Source organism: Cobetia sp. QF-1 (assembly GCF_002213105.1).
Lineage (GTDB): Bacteria > Pseudomonadota > Gammaproteobacteria > Pseudomonadales > Halomonadaceae > Cobetia > Cobetia crustatorum.
This window is the reverse complement of sequence record NZ_NBVS01000002.1, coordinates 407,007-423,273: the sequence shown is the minus strand read 5'-3', so window position 1 is coordinate 423,273 and position 16,267 is coordinate 407,007. Positions and strand designations below refer to the sequence as shown.

General features: G+C 57.4%; 13 protein-coding genes. 4 read left to right on the top strand and 9 right to left on the bottom strand.

The annotated features are described in order from the left end of the window. Window positions 1-55: 55 nt before the first annotated feature. The 3 genes from CFN46_RS05135 to xsc form a co-directional block, all read right to left on the bottom strand. A complete protein-coding gene (locus CFN46_RS05135; protein ID WP_088742877.1) occupies window positions 56-1,813 on the bottom strand; it encodes an ATP-dependent endonuclease in 1,758 nt (585 codons plus the stop codon). Window positions 1,814-2,056: 243 nt separating this feature from the next. After that, window positions 2,057-3,076 carry a phosphate acetyltransferase gene (gene pta, locus CFN46_RS05130; RefSeq protein WP_088742876.1) on the bottom strand — a complete coding sequence of 340 codons (1,020 nt, stop codon included), beginning with the start codon at window positions 3,074-3,076 and terminating at the stop codon, window positions 2,057-2,059. A gap of 158 nt (window positions 3,077-3,234) precedes the next feature. Further along, the gene (gene xsc / locus CFN46_RS05125; protein WP_088742875.1) at window positions 3,235-5,055 is read right to left on the bottom strand and encodes a sulfoacetaldehyde acetyltransferase; all 1,821 of its coding nucleotides are present in this window, start codon (window positions 5,053-5,055) and stop codon (window positions 3,235-3,237) included. 214 nt (window positions 5,056-5,269) lie between these two features. On the opposite strand from xsc, the gene CFN46_RS05120 reads away from it, so the two are divergent. Together CFN46_RS05120 and CFN46_RS05115 are read left to right on the top strand one after the other, a co-directional pair. Then, window positions 5,270-6,148 carry an IclR family transcriptional regulator gene (locus CFN46_RS05120; protein WP_024952546.1) on the top strand — a complete coding sequence of 293 codons (879 nt, stop codon included), beginning with the start codon at window positions 5,270-5,272 and terminating at the stop codon, window positions 6,146-6,148. Window positions 6,149-6,279: 131 nt separating this feature from the next. After that, complete coding sequence (locus CFN46_RS05115) at window positions 6,280-7,164, top strand: DMT family transporter (RefSeq protein WP_088742874.1); 885 nt, start codon at window positions 6,280-6,282, stop codon at window positions 7,162-7,164. A gap of 36 nt (window positions 7,165-7,200) precedes the next feature. On the opposite strand, the gene CFN46_RS05110 is transcribed toward CFN46_RS05115, so the two are convergent. The 5 genes from CFN46_RS05110 to CFN46_RS05090 all read right to left on the bottom strand — a co-directional run bounded on the left by CFN46_RS05110 (window position 7,201) and on the right by CFN46_RS05090 (window position 13,488). After that, window positions 7,201-9,042 (bottom strand): dihydroxyacetone kinase subunit DhaK, encoded by a 1,842-nt coding sequence (locus CFN46_RS05110; protein WP_254918413.1) that lies wholly within the window; start codon window positions 9,040-9,042, stop codon window positions 7,201-7,203. 262 nt (window positions 9,043-9,304) lie between these two features. After that, window positions 9,305-10,456: a sensor domain-containing diguanylate cyclase gene (locus CFN46_RS05105; RefSeq protein WP_217897780.1), complete on the bottom strand. Its 1,152-nt coding sequence runs from the start codon at window positions 10,454-10,456 to the stop codon at window positions 9,305-9,307. A 218-nt stretch (window positions 10,457-10,674) separates the two neighbouring features. Then, window positions 10,675-11,379: a glutathione S-transferase gene (locus tag CFN46_RS05100; protein ID WP_088742873.1), complete on the bottom strand. Its 705-nt coding sequence runs from the start codon at window positions 11,377-11,379 to the stop codon at window positions 10,675-10,677. A 97-nt stretch (window positions 11,380-11,476) separates the two neighbouring features. Next, a complete protein-coding gene (locus tag CFN46_RS05095) occupies window positions 11,477-11,818 on the bottom strand; it encodes an HlyU family transcriptional regulator (protein WP_246116500.1) in 342 nt (113 codons plus the stop codon). Window positions 11,819-12,228: 410 nt separating this feature from the next. Further along, window positions 12,229-13,488: an argininosuccinate synthase gene (locus CFN46_RS05090; RefSeq protein WP_254918412.1), complete on the bottom strand. Its 1,260-nt coding sequence runs from the start codon at window positions 13,486-13,488 to the stop codon at window positions 12,229-12,231. Window positions 13,489-13,805: 317 nt separating this feature from the next. On the opposite strand from CFN46_RS05090, the gene rnt reads away from it, so the two are divergent. Continuing rightward, window positions 13,806-14,498, top strand: coding sequence for a ribonuclease T (rnt, locus tag CFN46_RS05085; RefSeq protein ID WP_024952552.1), 693 nt, complete (start codon window positions 13,806-13,808; stop codon window positions 14,496-14,498). 132 nt (window positions 14,499-14,630) lie between these two features. On the opposite strand, the gene grxD is transcribed toward rnt, so the two are convergent. Continuing rightward, complete coding sequence (gene grxD / locus CFN46_RS05080; protein WP_024952553.1) at window positions 14,631-14,969, bottom strand: Grx4 family monothiol glutaredoxin; 339 nt, start codon at window positions 14,967-14,969, stop codon at window positions 14,631-14,633. Between the two features lie 309 nt (window positions 14,970-15,278). On the opposite strand from grxD, the gene argF reads away from it, so the two are divergent. Then, window positions 15,279-16,196, top strand: a complete 918-nt coding sequence (gene argF / locus CFN46_RS05075; protein WP_088742871.1) for an ornithine carbamoyltransferase — start codon at window positions 15,279-15,281, stop codon at window positions 16,194-16,196. Window positions 16,197-16,267 lie beyond the last annotated feature (71 nt).

Genomic DNA, 16,267 nt, shown 5'->3' with positions numbered 1-16,267 from the left:
ATAGCTCTGTTCTACATTCCCTTTAGCCCCCATATTAAAAATAAATTGAGATCCTTCAACTAAGGCACCAAGTTACTAGCTCATCAATATAATCTTTATCCCTTACTGCTTCATCTAACGATGTCGTGGTAATCTTTTGTTTGAATCTAAACCATTCACCTGTACTCTTAGCTTCCAAGCATAAATGCGGTTCTATTGCGCCAGAAGACCATATCCATATAGACCTTTCAATAAAGTAAGACCTTAAATCATCAATATAACGTTTAGATCTATCATCAGCCGCAAGGATTTCGAATATATCAGCTGCAGTAAAACCATTACCACCAGAGGGATTTCCACCATTTAAAACAAATTTATGCTCAGGCTGTATTTCGACCAATAAATTCAAGCAAGATTCAAGTGAGGGATGCTCCTTCTCAATCAGACGTTGTTTTTTAGCCACAGTGAAAGCAAAATCTAAATCTGCCAAAGCTTTAGCAGGTATATTCATCTCCCTCAGTATAGCCAGCATCCCGGGAATGTTATTAGATCCACTTGCAATGACTAGTGCAAGCTTTGACTCGCCTAGAGTTTTGCCTGAAAACTCTTTAAAGAGTGTAGGAAGTATCTGTTTCTCAGTATCGCCCTCTGCGATTATCACGGAGTTAGAAAAGAGTATTTGACCCAAATTATAAGTCTCAAATAGCAACCTAGCTTGAGCGTCATGATCTCCAATAACTTTATCAACTGCCTCTTTCAATCTAACTTCAACCTTAGTTCCTTCTTCCTTTTTCCTAACCACATTTGTAATAGGCATATCTTCCTGGTCGATCATAAATGGGGAGTGAGTGGAAAATATCACTTGATAACCACTACTTGACAACTGCTTTAACGAAGCCCTAACCAGCTCTATTGCTTGTGGATGTAAGAATAGTTCTGGTTCATCAATTAACAGTAGATTTGTTTTACCTTCTTTCGCAACATCTTTTGTTATCTCGGCCAAATGCCTAATCAAGGTCATTTGTATAGCTCGTTGCGCTCCATGCCCCATTTCCTTAAACTCTGATATTTGCTCTACACCTTCTTCCTTTACTTTAACTGTGCCTTGTTTGAAGAGATCAGAGATATCTGGAGTAGGTATATCTATATTGAGAGACAAGCCTGGGAAAAAGTCGCAGATTTTACTATTAACAGCATTATCAAAAGAAGAAAACTCTTCTAGTCTTTCAGCTCCGTTAAGATTAAGTTTCCTGCCAACACCTTCTAAGACTGCATTAATCTCTTCCCCCTTAACGCTTAGTATCTCTTTCTGCAGAACCTGTATTAACTTGCCTATTGTATTTCCAGCCTTGAATTTAGATACATCTTCCGCGGAATCTTCCATAGAATTTATAAAAGTAGGTTCTGGAAACAGAGTCGTAACGGCTTGTGACAAACCGTTAGGATTGCTCCACTCGCCTTGTGCATCAGAAGGTTTTCTTATACCTAACACGGCAGATTTAGAGCCAGCACCTGGCTTTTCTTGATAAAACCTAACTTGAAGGGCTCCATCTTCAATATACGGTAGCAAGCTAGTTTTTTGCTGAGCTGAAACATGAGCCAACGAATGATCATCTAAGCCTTCAAGTAAAGCTATTATTTCTATAGGCGCAGCTGGATCATTAAAAACAGATATATCTTGTGCCTTACCCCTAACCAGTATATCTATACATTTTAGTATGTTCGTCTTGCCAGCGTTGTTATACCCAACTAATGGTGTGAACGGTTCCAACTTGATAGTTGTTGAAACACAAGATCTAAAGTTGGCGATACTAAGTTCCGATAGCCTATGCATATAAACCTCCTTGTTAGCTATGCACTAAATATTTCATAGAAAAGATTCAAAAATCAAGTTAGCACATAATTAATTGCATATCCCGCCTACAAAGAACTATATTTTTAATGAGAATTACTGGCCCCTCAAAAACATATGCACAGATATTACCCAAGACCAATGGATAACTACCTATTGACTAAAGGCAGGCTTTCGCCTGCCCTATCCGCCGTGAGCGGCTAACAGAAGGAAAAGAAGGAGAAATCAGTCTTGCGGGGAGCGCTGCTGTGCCTGAACGACAGTGACCGCAATGACATTGAGGATGTCGGTGGTGGAGCAGCCGCGCGAGAGGTCGTTGGCGGGTTTGGCGAGGCCCTGGAGCAGCGGGCCGATGGCTTCGGCACCGCCGATGCGTTCGGCAAGCTTGTAGCCGATATTGCCGGCTTCCAGATTGGGAAACACCAGCACGTTGGAGGTGCCCTTGACCCGTGAGGTGGGCAGCTTGCGCTCGGCGATTTCCGCCACGATGGCGGCGTCGAGCTGCACGTCTTCATCGATGGCGATCTCCGGGCGTTGCTCCCGCACGCGATGCGCGGCCTGTACCACCTTGTCCACCGAGGCGTGATGCGCGCTGCCATTGGTGGAGAACGACAGCATCGCCACCCGTGGGTCTTCCCCGAGCAGGGCCTGGGCGCTGTCGGCGGCGGCCAGCGCGATCTGCGAAAGCTCTTCCGCGTCGGGGTCGATCACCAGCCCGCAGTCCGAGAAGATCATCCCGCCCTTCAGGTTATGGAACGGCTTGCACAGCATCATCAGAAAGAAGCTGGAGACCAGCTTGCTGCCCGGTGCCAGGCCCAGTAACTGGATGGCGCTGCGCACCACATCGGCGGTGGTATTCACGGCACCGGCAACCGAGCCATCCGCCAGTCCTTCACGCACCATCATGTTGGCGAACGTCAGCGGATCACGAATCTTCTCGGCGGCCTGCTCCACCGTCATGCCCTTGGCCGCGCGATGGGCGTGCAGTGCCTCGGCAAGCCTGGCGGTGTGCTCGGAGGTGGCGGGGTCGATCAGCTCACACCTTCCCAGCGAGCCATCCTCAAGCCCGGCTTCTCTGGCAGTGGCGGCGATGACGGTCGGATCACCGACCACAATCACCTTTGCCAGCCCTTGCTCAGCGGCCATCACGGCGGCCTGCAACACACGCACATCCTGCCCTTCGCAGAGCACGATACGTCGCGGGTCAGCCTTGGCCCGCGCCAGAATATTGTCGAGTGCCTTCATGGAGATCTCCTGGCGACCCTGATGAGTCGCCGACACACGGAAAAAGCCCCGGACATCGAGAATGACCGGGGCAAGGGAGAGACTTTCAGTCTTGCTTGCGCGTAGCGCTCTATACCCGCTCTACCACTTGTCTTTCAACAGCGGCCCAGCGATGGGCGTTACACGTAATCCTGATATTTCTCGAGCATGCGCACCGGCTTCTTGAGGGCGTCACGGCGGAACGGGTCGCCTAGTTCGCGGGTACACATCACCTCGATGACGCAGGTCTTGCCTTCGTTCATCTGCATGTCGACGGCTTTCTTGAGCGCCGGGCCCACATCTTCCAGACGGTCGACGGTGATGCCTTCAGCGCCCATGGAGCGTGCGATCTCGGCGAAGCTCTGGTTGTCCAGCTCACCGGCGACGAAGCGACGGTTGTAGAACTCGACCTGGTTCTTCTTCTCGGCGCCCCACTGACGGTTGTGGAAGACGACGGCAGTGACAGGAATTTCGTGACGCACGGCAGTCATGATTTCCATCAGGCTCATACCCCAGGCGCCGTCACCGGCGTAGGCGATGGCCGGACGTTCCGGCGCGGCGGTCTTGGCACCCATGATGGTGGGCAGGGCGTAACCGCAGTTGCCGAAGCTCATCGGGGCGAAGAAGCTGCGCGGCTTGTCAAAGCGCAGATAGCTGTGCGCCACGGAGTTGATGTTGCCGATGTCGGTGGACACCATGACATCTTCCGGCATGGCCTTTTCCAGCTCGCGCAGGACCTGACGCGGGTGCAGGTATTCGCCGCCGGAGAACGGCTTCTCGTCCTTGGCTTCATCGATGGCATCAAGGCTGAATGGGTCCTTTTCGTGGGTCCAGGCATCCAGTTCAGATTCCCAGGCAGCCTTCTCGTCACGAATCTGGGTCAGGCGCGCATCCTTGGAGGCGTCACATACCAGCGTGCGGCCGGTCAGGCGCTCGGTCAGGGCGACAGCGGCTTCACTGGCATCGCCACAGATACCGACGGAGATCTTCTTCACCAGCCCCAGCATCTTGTGGTCGGCATCAATCTGAATGATCTTGGCGTCCTTCGGCCAGTAGTCCATGCCGTGCTGCGGCAGGGTACCGAACGGCCCGAGGCGCGTGCCCAGCGCGATGACGACATCGGCCTGCGCGATCAGCTTCATGCCCGCCTTGGAGCCCTGATAGCCGAGCGGACCACACCACAGCGGGTGGCTGGCCGGGAAGGAATCATTGTGCTGGTAGCTGTTGACGACTGGCGCGCCGAGACGCTCTGCCAGTGCCTTGCACTGCTCAACGCCGTCTGCCATCACCACACCGCCACCGGAGACGATGACCGGGAACTTGGCGTTGGCGATCAGCTCAGCGGCTGCGTCGAGGCTCTTGCTGCCACCGGGGCCACGATCCACACGGGCCGGCAGCGGAATTTCGCATTCGATCTCACCGTAGAAGTAATCGCGCGGAATGTTGAGCTGGGTCGGACCCATTTCAGACATGGCGCGGTCAAAGCAACGACCGGTGTATTCCGCCATGCGTGACGGATGCGTCACGTGGCCCTGATACTTGGTGAATTCCTGGAACATCGGCAGCTGCTTGCATTCCTGGAAGCCGCCCAGGCCGATGCCGGTAGTGCCGGCTTCTGGCGTGATGATGACGACAGGGCTGTGTGCCCAGAAGGCCGCGGCGATGCCGGTCACGCAGTTGGAGATACCCGGACCATTCTGGCCGATGACCATGCCGTGACGACCGGAGACGCGAGCATAGCCGTCTGCCATATGAGCAGCGCCCTGCTCGTGAACGACAGGTACGAGGCGAATGCCGGCTGGCGCGAAGATGTCCATCGCGTCCATGAAGGCGGAGCCCATGATGCCGAACATGTCGGTGACGCCATTGGCGACCATGGTTTCCACGAAGGCTTCCGATGGGGTCATTTTCTGCATGCCCTGCACGACCTTGCGGTTGTCTGCGCTGTCTTGAGTGCTCATGGCGTCTCCGACTATCGAGTTATTTTGATTTATTGGTACATTTAGTTCCGATTACCGAAACATGTGACCAAAATTAGCCGTCATGAGACAGGCCGTCAAGCCTGATTTCAAAAAATGATAGAATTCACCTCTTTTTTAGAAACTTTGTGCTTTTGATAGCGTACTGTTAAGCCAAGCACTGCCGCCCCAGGGCTACGCAATGGAGAAATGCTGCATGAACAACGTCACAGACCAGGACATCCGCCTTCACGCCAGTGCGCTAGACAGCCGCGCCCAAGACAACGGCCCGCAGGATGTCAGTAAAGAGAGCAGCAAGGACGTCAGCAAAATAGAAGGCGATACGCCGGCGCAGCGCCTGCTCGCGCTATTGGAAGTCATCGCTGCGAAAGACCAGTTCTTCACGCTGCAGGGGTTGGTCGAAGAAACTGGCCTGCCCAAGCCGACCATGCATCGCATGCTGCAGCAGCTGGAAACCTCCGGCATGTTGCAGCGTGAGGCCGACAATCGGCATTACAGCAAGGGGGGGCGTCTGCGCCGTCTGGCAGAGAACCTGCTGCTCAACGATACCGTGCAGGGTGCACGTCACGGCGTGCTCAGTCGGCTGATGGAGGAGGTAGGCGAAAGCTGCAACATCACCGCGCTGTCGGGCAGCGAAGTGCTTTATCTGGATCGCGTCGAAACCCAGGCGCCGCTGCGCTTCTATCTGCATCCCGGTTCACGGGTGCCGGTGCATTGCTCCGCCAGCGGCAAGCTGTTTCTGGCCCAGATGCCGCCCGCCCAGCGCCGCCGCCTGCTCAAGGGCACACCGCTGAACGCGATGACGCGCAATACCCTGACCGACATCGACTCCGTCGAGGCCGAGATCGAGCAGGTCCGCCGGCAAGGCTACGCACTGGATGATGAGGAATTCCTGCCGGGGTTGGTGTGCATCGCGGTGCTGGCACCCAACCCGGATGGACCTTCCAATATCGGCGTGGCGATTCAAGCGCCCGTGATGCGCCAGTCGCGTGAAGACCTGCTCAAGTATCTGCCCGCACTGGAACAGGCCGCACGCGATATCGCCGCGATTCAGCGGGGTGCGATTCCAGGCTGAACCGCACATGAGCAAGACTGTGGGAGCATCAATTGAGAGAAGACGACGAGAAGGCACAAGATCGTGCTTCACGCCATGGGCGAGAGCGATTAGCCTGATAGCCCGTCTTTCTCTACCCAGTCGAGATCACCATGTCCCCCAGCGATGCCCTGCGTCTTGTTCTGCTTTCCACCCTGTGGGGCATGTCTTTCATCTTCATGAGGGTGGCAGCACCAGAGTTTGGCCCAGTCACGCTGATTCTGTTGCGGATGGGCATCGGGGCGCTGGTATTGGCGCCACTGCTGCTGAGGGCAGGCCGCCTCAAGATGGTGTGGGATCATAAAGGCGCGTTGATGATACTGGGCCTGACCAGTCAGGCACTGCCCTTCTGCCTGTTGGCACTGGCCACCACCCAGCTGGAGGCCGGCTTCACCTCGCTGATCAACGCGACCACGCCGCTGTTCACCGCACTGCTGGGCATGGCTTTCTTCGCCACGCCCATCCAGAAGCAACAATATCTGGGGCTGGCGCTGGCCTTCGGCGGTGTCTATGTGTTGTCGAGTGATCGCCTCGATTTCCAGCTCGGCGGCGATGGCTGGTTCATCCTGGCGGCACTGGGCGCGACCTTCTGCTACGGCTTCGCCTCCAATTTCTCACGGCAGCGCTTGAGCCATCTGCCCGCACCAGTCCTGGCGGCAGGCAGCTCCACGATGTCATCACTGGTGTTGCTGATTCCCGGCCTATGGCTGTGGCCAACCACCAGCGTCAGCCTGGAAGCCTGGGGCAGTGCGATTGCGCTGGCCGTACTCAGTACCAGCCTCGCCTTCCTGATCTTCTTCCGCCTGCTGGCCAGCGCCGGTGCCACCGCGACCACCTCTGTCACCTTCCTGGTGCCGGTCAGCGCCTTGCTGTGGGGCAATGTGCTGCTGGGTGAAGTGATCGACGCCCGTATCCTCACCGGCATGGGCATCACGCTGCTGGGTACCGCCATCGCGACACGTCTGATTCGCCTGCCAACGCGCAAGACGGCAAGCTAGCCCCTCTCACGCGCGGGTAATCTTGTCAGGCAGTGCTCAGCACGCGGGTTCTTCGGCGACATCCGCCAGCGCCTCAAAGACACGCGCAACCGCCTCTGCACCCGGGTCATTATGGCCAGCCAAGTGCTCTGCCGGTACGTAAGCGGAGCGCCCTGCGCGCCCTGTCGTCATCTCGGCAGTGGCATCCGCGCCCTGCCTGGCGGCCTGTGCCATGGCGGCCCAGTCAACACAGCCTGATGCGGTATCGAGGACATCCAACGCCGGTAGCAAGGCATCCAGCAGGGTACGATCACCGCGTGCGGCCCCTCCGTAATGCTGCATGCGTGCCACGCCGTGCGTCAGCGCCGCGTGCCAGCGCTGCTTGACCGGATGGCCATCGCCCTGCTCACGCCAGCGCGTAGCCGCTGCAGTAAACAGGATCGACAGCAGCACACCACTGGAACCGCCCATGCCACGCGCCAGCTGCTGTCCGATACAGTTCATCAACTGGCCAGCATCACCGCAGGCAAGTTCGCAGCATTCCATCGATTCAAGCACCGCGTTGGCACCACTGGCGAAGGTACTGCCGGTATCGCCGTCACCGCTGATGGCATCAAGCCTATCCAGCGCGTCTTCGCTGGCCAGTAGTGTTTCCAGCACGGCATTCAGCTTCTGCTCGACCTGCGCATCCCCCGGCAACACTGCATCTGCACGCTGACCGTCAGACACCGGACCATTGTCATCATCAGCCTTGGGGTCCGAGTGGGCCTGTGTTGCAGGCTGCACAGAAACCGGTGCAGAAGGCCGAGACTCAACATGCTCGAGATTCAGATAGCTCAAGGGCTTGACGCGCTGCACGCCCGGCCAGGCGACTGGCCCACACTCGGCAACCAGCGCCGATTCCAGCGACTCATCAAGCGGCAACAGCGTCAGCGAGAAGCCTTGCATGTCCAGCGATGTCATCAGTGGCTGCGGCCCCACCACGGCGTGAATGCCCAGCGCCTGCAACGAAGGATGTGCCAGTGCCTCCGACAGCAATACGCCACGTTCAAGGGCTGAACAGCCACCGAGATCATTGATCATCAGCAGATGACCATTGGCGGGAAGCTCGCGGGCGGCTTCCTTGCGGGCATGACCATCCAGCAGCGCCGTCACCACCATATCCATCATGCTGTGCGCCTCGCCGCCGGCAGGGATGGTGCTCATGTCGAGCATTCTGGCACCCGGCTCACCATGAATGCCCAGACCCAGTTCTGGCGCGCGCTGTTCACGTGCCTTACCGGGATGACGCCCGATGGTGAATGCCATGCCCAGTGTCGAGCAGCTGTCGGCGACACGACGCGCCACGGCCGCCACTTCCGTGAGGCTGGCACCGCGGGCCGCCAGCGCACCGGCAATCTTGTGCACCAGCAGTGTCCCGGCCAGCCCGCGCGGTTGCGGATTGTCAGGCAGCGCCACGTCATCCGCGACGATGACCATCTCGACCTTGAGCCCTTCCTGGCGCGCCCGTTCCGCTGCCAGCCCGAAGTTGAGGCGATCCCCAGTGTAATTCTTGACGATCAACAGCGCGCCCGCCTCGCCCGTGACCTCTCTGAGCGCTGTCAGCACGGCGTCTACCGTCGGTGAGGCGAACAGCTCACCACAGACAGCTGCCGTCAGCATGCCCGTACCCACGAATCCTGCATGCGCAGGTTCGTGGCCAGAGCCACCACCCGAAATCAGCGCGACATGTTCACGCCGCCAGTCATCACGGATGATCAGTCGCATGCCACTGGCGGGATCAGATAGCCGTACACCACTGCCATCCGGATGACAAAGCCGTGCATGACCTGCCAGCGCCTCCCCGACGATCTGGCGCGGCTGGTTGGTGAACTGTCGCATACCATCAGAGCTGAACATCCCTGTCTCCTTGAGGCTTGGTGCCCCGACTGATGAAAATTGTCATTCAAGAAATCGATTGGTAACCACCATGCCAGATTCGGATGACAAACGGTGGTGACAAACGGGGGTGACAACCGCTGATCACTTCTTGTCACCATGAATGTCGATATGACGCAGCGATGGATGACATCAATATAGAGTGTGGTGCATGCGACATGAAAAGACCCTCGGCGCCTGACGCTCGAGGGTCTTTTCATGGAGTTCATATCACTCGCGACAGTCACTTGCTGACAGTATCAATCTTCAGACCTGTGGGTGTCAGCGCCGAGACAAGTTTCGGCTCAGTCCCTCGTGAAGATGTCCGCTCGAGCTCCTGTAATGCCACTTCTGCATCACGGGACAATGGCACCGTATGCACCACGCGCTCATTGACCACTTCCTCTGACAGCGCTGACGCGCCAGGACGATGGAAGTTGACCCCATGCTTGCCATTGCGCTTGATGTAATACATGGCCTGATCGGCATGCTCTAGGGCGGTATTGAAACTGCCGTCGGCATCGCGCCCGAAACAGGCGCCAATACTCAGGCCGATACACACCAGCCCACCATTGATTTCAAGAGGTCGCTCGAAACGCTTCAGCCAGCGACGCGTGATCATCTCAACCCGCTCCGGGGTCATGCGCGGCAGCTGAAACAGGAATTCATCACCGCCATAACGGGCCGAAAGATGATGGTGAATACCCAGCTGGTGAAGCTCATCGTTCAGCCCATGCGCCAGCAGTACCAGCACTTCATCACCCGCGCGGTGGCCGAGCTGATCATTGACCTGCTTGAAGCCGTCCAGATCGATGAACAACAGCACGCTATCATCGGCCAGCGGCCGTTTGCGCCAGCCATTGATGGCTTGGCGATTGGCAAGCCCCGTCAGGGCATCGGTGCTGGCCAGCGCGTTGAGACGCGACTCGTAGTCCTTCTCATGGCTGATATCGACATGCGTACCCAGCAGGCGGAGGGCATTGCCGTTAGCGTCGCGTTCGACCACGCGGCCTCGGTCTGCCACCCAGGTAACACTGCCATCGCGGGCCAACATGCGATGCACCACCTGATAGACCTCGGTGCGGCCGCTGAGATGGTCGTCCAGATTGGCGAGTACTTCGTCGCGGTCTCCCGGGTGAAGATGATCACGCCAGACGTCGAACTGCGCATTCAGCTGGCCGGGCTGGTAGCCCAGCATGCGGCCCCAGCGGTAGTTGAAGATGGTGAGCTTGCCACTAGACACATCCAGTTGCCACAGGCGCAGACCGGTACCGTCGAGGGTCGCGGAGAGCTTTTCCTCCAGACCTGACAAGCGGCGCTCAAGGCGTGCCTTGTCGCGCTTCATCTGTTGGATGGTGGCCTCCAGCGATTGCTCGCGCAGACTCTTGCGTGTCATTGCCAACGCCCTCGGTGAACTCCTTGTCAAACATCCCTTTAAGCTCATCTACTCCAAAAATAAGCTCCGCTACAACTGGCCTGTTCAGACAGCTGCTGTCTGTTGTCAGCTTCCTGCTGACGACTCCCCATTAACCACTGCTTATTATCAACTATCCGCTAACGACCCCTGTCAACGACTGCCAGTGCTGCTCTCGATCAGCGACACTGACAACGCTGTTACATCGAAAATTCGCCGCCCTTGGCCACTGCCCGCTGGTAGGCCTCGCGCTCACGAATGCGCGCCAGCCAAGCTTGAGTGTTCGGATAACCGTCAAGGCCCTGACGTGATGCCATGACCTGAACCGGGAAACTCATCTGGATATCAGCGCCCGTGAGATGCTCGCCGCACAGCCAGTGACGCCCTTCAAGACAGGACTCCAGGTAGGCCTGATGTGACTTCAGCTCTGGCGTAATGAAGTTGCTGTTCACACCCTTGGCCAGCAGACGCGCAATCGGACGAATCAGCCACGGTACCGGCTTCTTGTCGAGACGCGAGAACACTAGTCGCATCAGCAGTGGCGTCATTGCGGAGCCTTCAGCGAAATGCAGCCAGAAGCGATAATCACGCTCTGCCTGGGTACCAGCAGCAGGCCGCAGGTGCGCTGTATTGCCTGCGCCCTGTGCGGCGTAGAGATCTACCAGATATTCGATGATGGCACCGGACTCGGCCACGACGACCGGCTCGGCACTCTCCCCCGCCAGCGTGGTGTCGGTGATGACGGGAGACTTGCCCAGCGGATGCACTTCGCGTAATGCCTTGGGCGCACGCATGCTGTTGGCATCACGCGCGTAAATCTCCAGCCGATATTCGAGATTCAGCTCTTCCAGTAACCACAGAATGCGCTGTGAACGCGAGTTTTCCAGATGGTGGACCGTGATCATATTGTGCTCCTGATAGCATGGCGCCAGTGAGTCGCGGCACGCCGATATCGCATATTGATACATGTCCCACGCGGATAACCCGCGCGAGATCGGCGATTTAGCGCGTAAAAATGCTATCACCCAGGTCGTCGATGGTCCGCCGTGCCTTGAGCAGGGTGAGCTCTACCGCGCCTTCTTCTGACGGTACGGTATCGGAGCGCTCAAAACGATGCTCCAGCATCTCACCGCCGCCCTGCGCAACATCGCTGCCATCAGACTGGTTGCTCTCCTCACTGCCATTCACTAGTAACGGCTTGCGAATCAGGCCAGATACCCGATATTGCCCGTCATGCTTTTGCGGCATTGGGACAATCAGGTAGCCATTATATTCGGTGGCTTCCGGTTCATTGACGGGCGCAGGTTCGCCTGCGGAAAACAACTTCTTGAGCATTCCCAACATGATGAATATCCCTTGCATGGCACGGTAACAGTGTCACCGGCAAAATCATTATGAAGATGGTGATAATAATAAGGAGTTGCTGTCTGACTGATGACGGCGAACAGGTTAAACGTTTGAACAATAATAGTGATCATCAGCATGGCACGCCCGAATGACCATGAAAAGCGACTCACCAACAAGACAAGTCGACTGCATGTCACCAATGCGAAGCACCCCACATTCGTCACACAGCACAGCACGGTATGCTAGATAGCATGACGCCGCCCCCTCCGGCAGCGGCAATGCTGAAAGAGGGGGCGGCGTCATGATGGCCCGATATGCTGGCTATCGAGTCAGATGAGCCCTCGCCATCGACTGGCCAGTCTCATCGCGCGGACAACCTGCGTTACCCGACGTCTTGCTCGACTGTCTTACTCGATGCCGCGGCCCTTGCTGGCTGCGATACGCAGACGCAGAGAGTTCAGCTTGATGAAGCCGGCAGCATCTTTCTGATCGTAGGCACCGGCGTCGTCTTCGAAAGTCGCGATGGACGCATCGAACAGTGAGTCTTCGGACTGACGGCCGACGACGATCACATTGCCCTTGTAGAGCTTGAGACGCACGACGCCGTTGACGACTTTCTGGGACTCATCGATGGCCGCCTGCAGCATGCGACGCTCCGGGCTCCACCAATAGCCGTTGTACACCAGCTCTGCGTACTTGGGCATCATCTCGTCTTTCAGGTGTGCGGCTTCGCGATCCAGAGTGATGGATTCAATAGCACGGTGAGCACGCATCATGATGGTGCCGCCCGGTGTTTCGTAGCAGCCACGCGACTTCATGCCGACATAACGGTTCTCGACGATGTCGAGACGACCGATACCGTTGGCGCCGCCAACCTTGTTGAGGTACTCGAGCACCTCGTGAGCCGCCATTTCCTTGCCGTCGATGGCAGAGATATCGCCCTTGACGTAGGTCAGGTCGATATAGGTCGCTTCGTTCGGCGCCTGCTCCGGGCTGACGCTCCAGCGCCACATCTCTTCTTCGCACTCGGTCCACGGGTCTTCCAGCACGCCACCTTCATAGGAGATGTGCAGAAGGTTCGCGTCCATGGAGTACGGAGACTTCTTCTTGTTCTTGGCGTAGTCGACTTCGATACCGTGCTCTTCACAGTATTCCATCAACTTCTCGCGGGAGTTGAGGTCCCATTCACGCCACGGTGCGATGACCTGGATGCCCGGCTTGAGTGCGTAGGCGCCCAGCTCGAAACGCACCTGGTCGTTGCCCTTGCCGGTCGCGCCGTGGGAGATGGCGTCGGCGCCAGTCTCGTTGGCGATCTCGACCAGACGACGCGCAATCAGCGGACGTGCGATGGAGGTGCCCAGCAGGTACTCGCCTTCATAGATGGCGTTGGCACGGAACATCGGGAAGACATAATCGCGAACGAAAATCTCGCGGAGATCCTCGACGTAGATTTCCTTCACACCTAGCGCTTGCGCCTTGGCGCGTGCCGGCTCGACTTCCTCACCCTGACCGAGGTCAGCAGTAAAGGTCACAACTTCACAGTTGTAGGTTTCCTGCAGCCACTTGACGATGACTGAAGTGTCCAGGCCGCCGGAGTAGGCGAGAACGACCTTTTTCACGTCGGACATGCTTGACTCCTGAGTTGATGCTTGTAATGCCCGTAGCAACCTCGTCAGAGATCACCGCAGGTGGGATGAGATCGTCCGGTCATGACAGACAGTCAGCACAATGCCACCACTGTCCATCCACCCGATTCACGATGTGGGGCCGATTATAGCGAGGCTGGCACCTCACCGATACTGCCCACTCGGGCGGATATTGGACAGCCATCCTCCATCAGCCCGCCTGTGCCGCCTGTTGTCGCATCGTCTGGTGGTGCCGTCGCCATCGCCCTGCTACCCACGCCCTGCTACAATTGCCCCCTTTGAGCGTCGACAACATGTACGGCGCAGCACGAGATGCAATGACAGGATTGGAGATCTTGATGACCCAGGCGAGCGAGCGCACGCAGATGGCACAGCGCTTCCGTGGCTATCTGCCGGTAGTGATCGACCTTGAGACGGGCGGTTTCAATGCTGCCGGTGATGCACTGCTCGAGATTGCTGCTGTCACGCTGACCATGGATGAACACGGCAACATGGTGCCGGATGCCACCTATGCCTTCCACGTGGCGCCCTTCGAAGGTGCCAACGTCGAGCAGTCAGCATTGGACTTCACCGGCATTGATCTGGACAACCCGGTACGCAAGCAGGTTGCCGTGGTCGAGAGCCAGGCACTGGGCGAGATCTTCAGTCCCGTCCGCAAGGCCATCAAGGCCCACGGCTGCACGCGTGCGATTCTGGTCGGCCACAATGCCGCCTTCGATCAGGGCTTTTTGAATGCGGCGGTGGAGCGCTGTGGCATCAAGCGCAATCCCTTCCACCCATTCTCCTGCTTCGATACTGCGTCACTGGCGGGTCTGGTCTATGGCCAGACAGTATTGGCACGCGCCTGTCGCGCGGCAGGTATCGAGTTCGACAATGCGGCGGCTCACTCGGCGCGTTATGACACAGAGCGCACTGCTGAGCTGTTCTGCTCAATGGTCAATCGCTTCAAGGACCTGGGCGGCTGGGATCTGGCGATGAAAGAACAGGGCATGAACGAGCCGGTCGTCGATAGCGAAACGCCTGCGCCCTGATGCTGCCAATGCCAGACGTAGTGCTACCAGCAGCATGAAATCAGCGACAAGAAAAACGCCCCCACAGCGATGCTGTGAGGGCGTTTTTGATTCTGCCATTGGAGCTTGTAGCCGTATGACAGTAGCAGCCGATTACTCGCTATCGGTCGCAGCCGCCTGGGCAGCCTGCTTGATCAGCGGTTCCAGCTCGCCGCTCTGGTACATCTCGACCACGATGTCACAGCCGCCGACTAGCTCGCCGTTGATCCACAGTTGCGGGAAGGTCGGCCAGTTGGCGTACTTCGGCAGTTCGGCACGGATATCCGGGTTGTCGAGAATGTTGACGAACGCGAAGCGCTCGCCACAGGACATCACGGCCTGAACTGTCTGGGCAGAGAAACCGCACTGCGGCAGCTGCGGAGAGCCTTTCATGTACAGCAGGATGGGGTTGTCGCCAATCTGCTTCTCGATCGATTCGATGGTGGTGCTCATGTGCAATCCTCGGACGGTGGGCGCATGCCCGTGAGTGTCATTCCCTCATTCTACTGGGGGTGAGCCATGAATTCAGCCCCCGATATTGCCTCAGGCAAAGATCGCTGTCTGCCCCCCATGCACCTGCACACCTCATGAAGGGAGACAAGATGGGGGATACAGCGTTGCGCGCGCCCGCTCAGCTGGCTAGGATGACTCTTTTGACAGGCAGCGCCAATCAGGGCGTCGTGAGAGTCGGTTATTGGTTTCCACCGACGCATGGCGCCTTTTTCGATGCCGCTGTCCGAGACCCTGACAGGAGCCCGCTCGATGGCCACCCGGCACTTTCTGACTTTGCTTGATCTTTCTCCGGAAGAACTCGACTACCTCATCCAGCGCGCGATCACCATCAAGGACGGGCTGAAGAAGGAAGGCCCGGTGTACACGCCGATGGCCAATCGTACTCTGGCGATGATCTTCGAGAAGTCCTCCACACGCACACGTGTGTCTTTCGAAACCGCCATGGCTCAATTTGGTGGCCACGCGCTATTTCTATCCTCACGCGATACCCAGCTGGGTCGCGGCGAGCCAATCGGTGACACGGCGCGCGTACTGTCCGAGATGGTGGATAGCGTGATGATCCGTACCTTCGCCCATTCCGACATTGAAGCCTTCGCCGATGCCTCAAGTGTGCCGGTCATCAATGCGCTGACCGATGACTATCACCCCTGCCAGCTGCTGGCCGACGTGATGACGTGGACCGAGTGTCGTGGCTCCGTCAAGGGCAAGACCGCCGTGTGGATCGGTGATGGCAACAATATGTGCCATTCGTGGATCAACGCCGCGCGTCAGTTCGACTTCACCCTGCGCATCTGCTGCCCGGAAGGCTACGAGCCGGACAGCGAAATCGTTGCCGCCGCGGGTGGCCGTGTCAGCATTCACCGTGACCCGCAGGAAGCCGTGCTAGGCGCGGACCTGGTCACCACCGATGTGTGGGCTTCCATGGGCCAGGAAGAAGAGCAGCTCAAGCGTGAAGCTGACTTCGCCGGGTATCAGGTCAATGAAGCCATGCTCGACAAGGCCTCTGATGATGTCATCTTCCTGCACTGCCTGCCGGCACACCGCGGTGAAGAGATCAGCATGGGGCTGCTGGATGATCCGCGCGCCGTGGTCTGGCAGGAAGCGGGCAACCGTCTGCATGCACAGAAAGCCCTGCTGGAATTCCTGATGCTGGGCCGTCAGGACTGACGCCTTCTGCACGGGAATCCACTGACATCCCGTGCCCGCGTCAGCGCTTCAATGCTGGAGCCAACGTAACC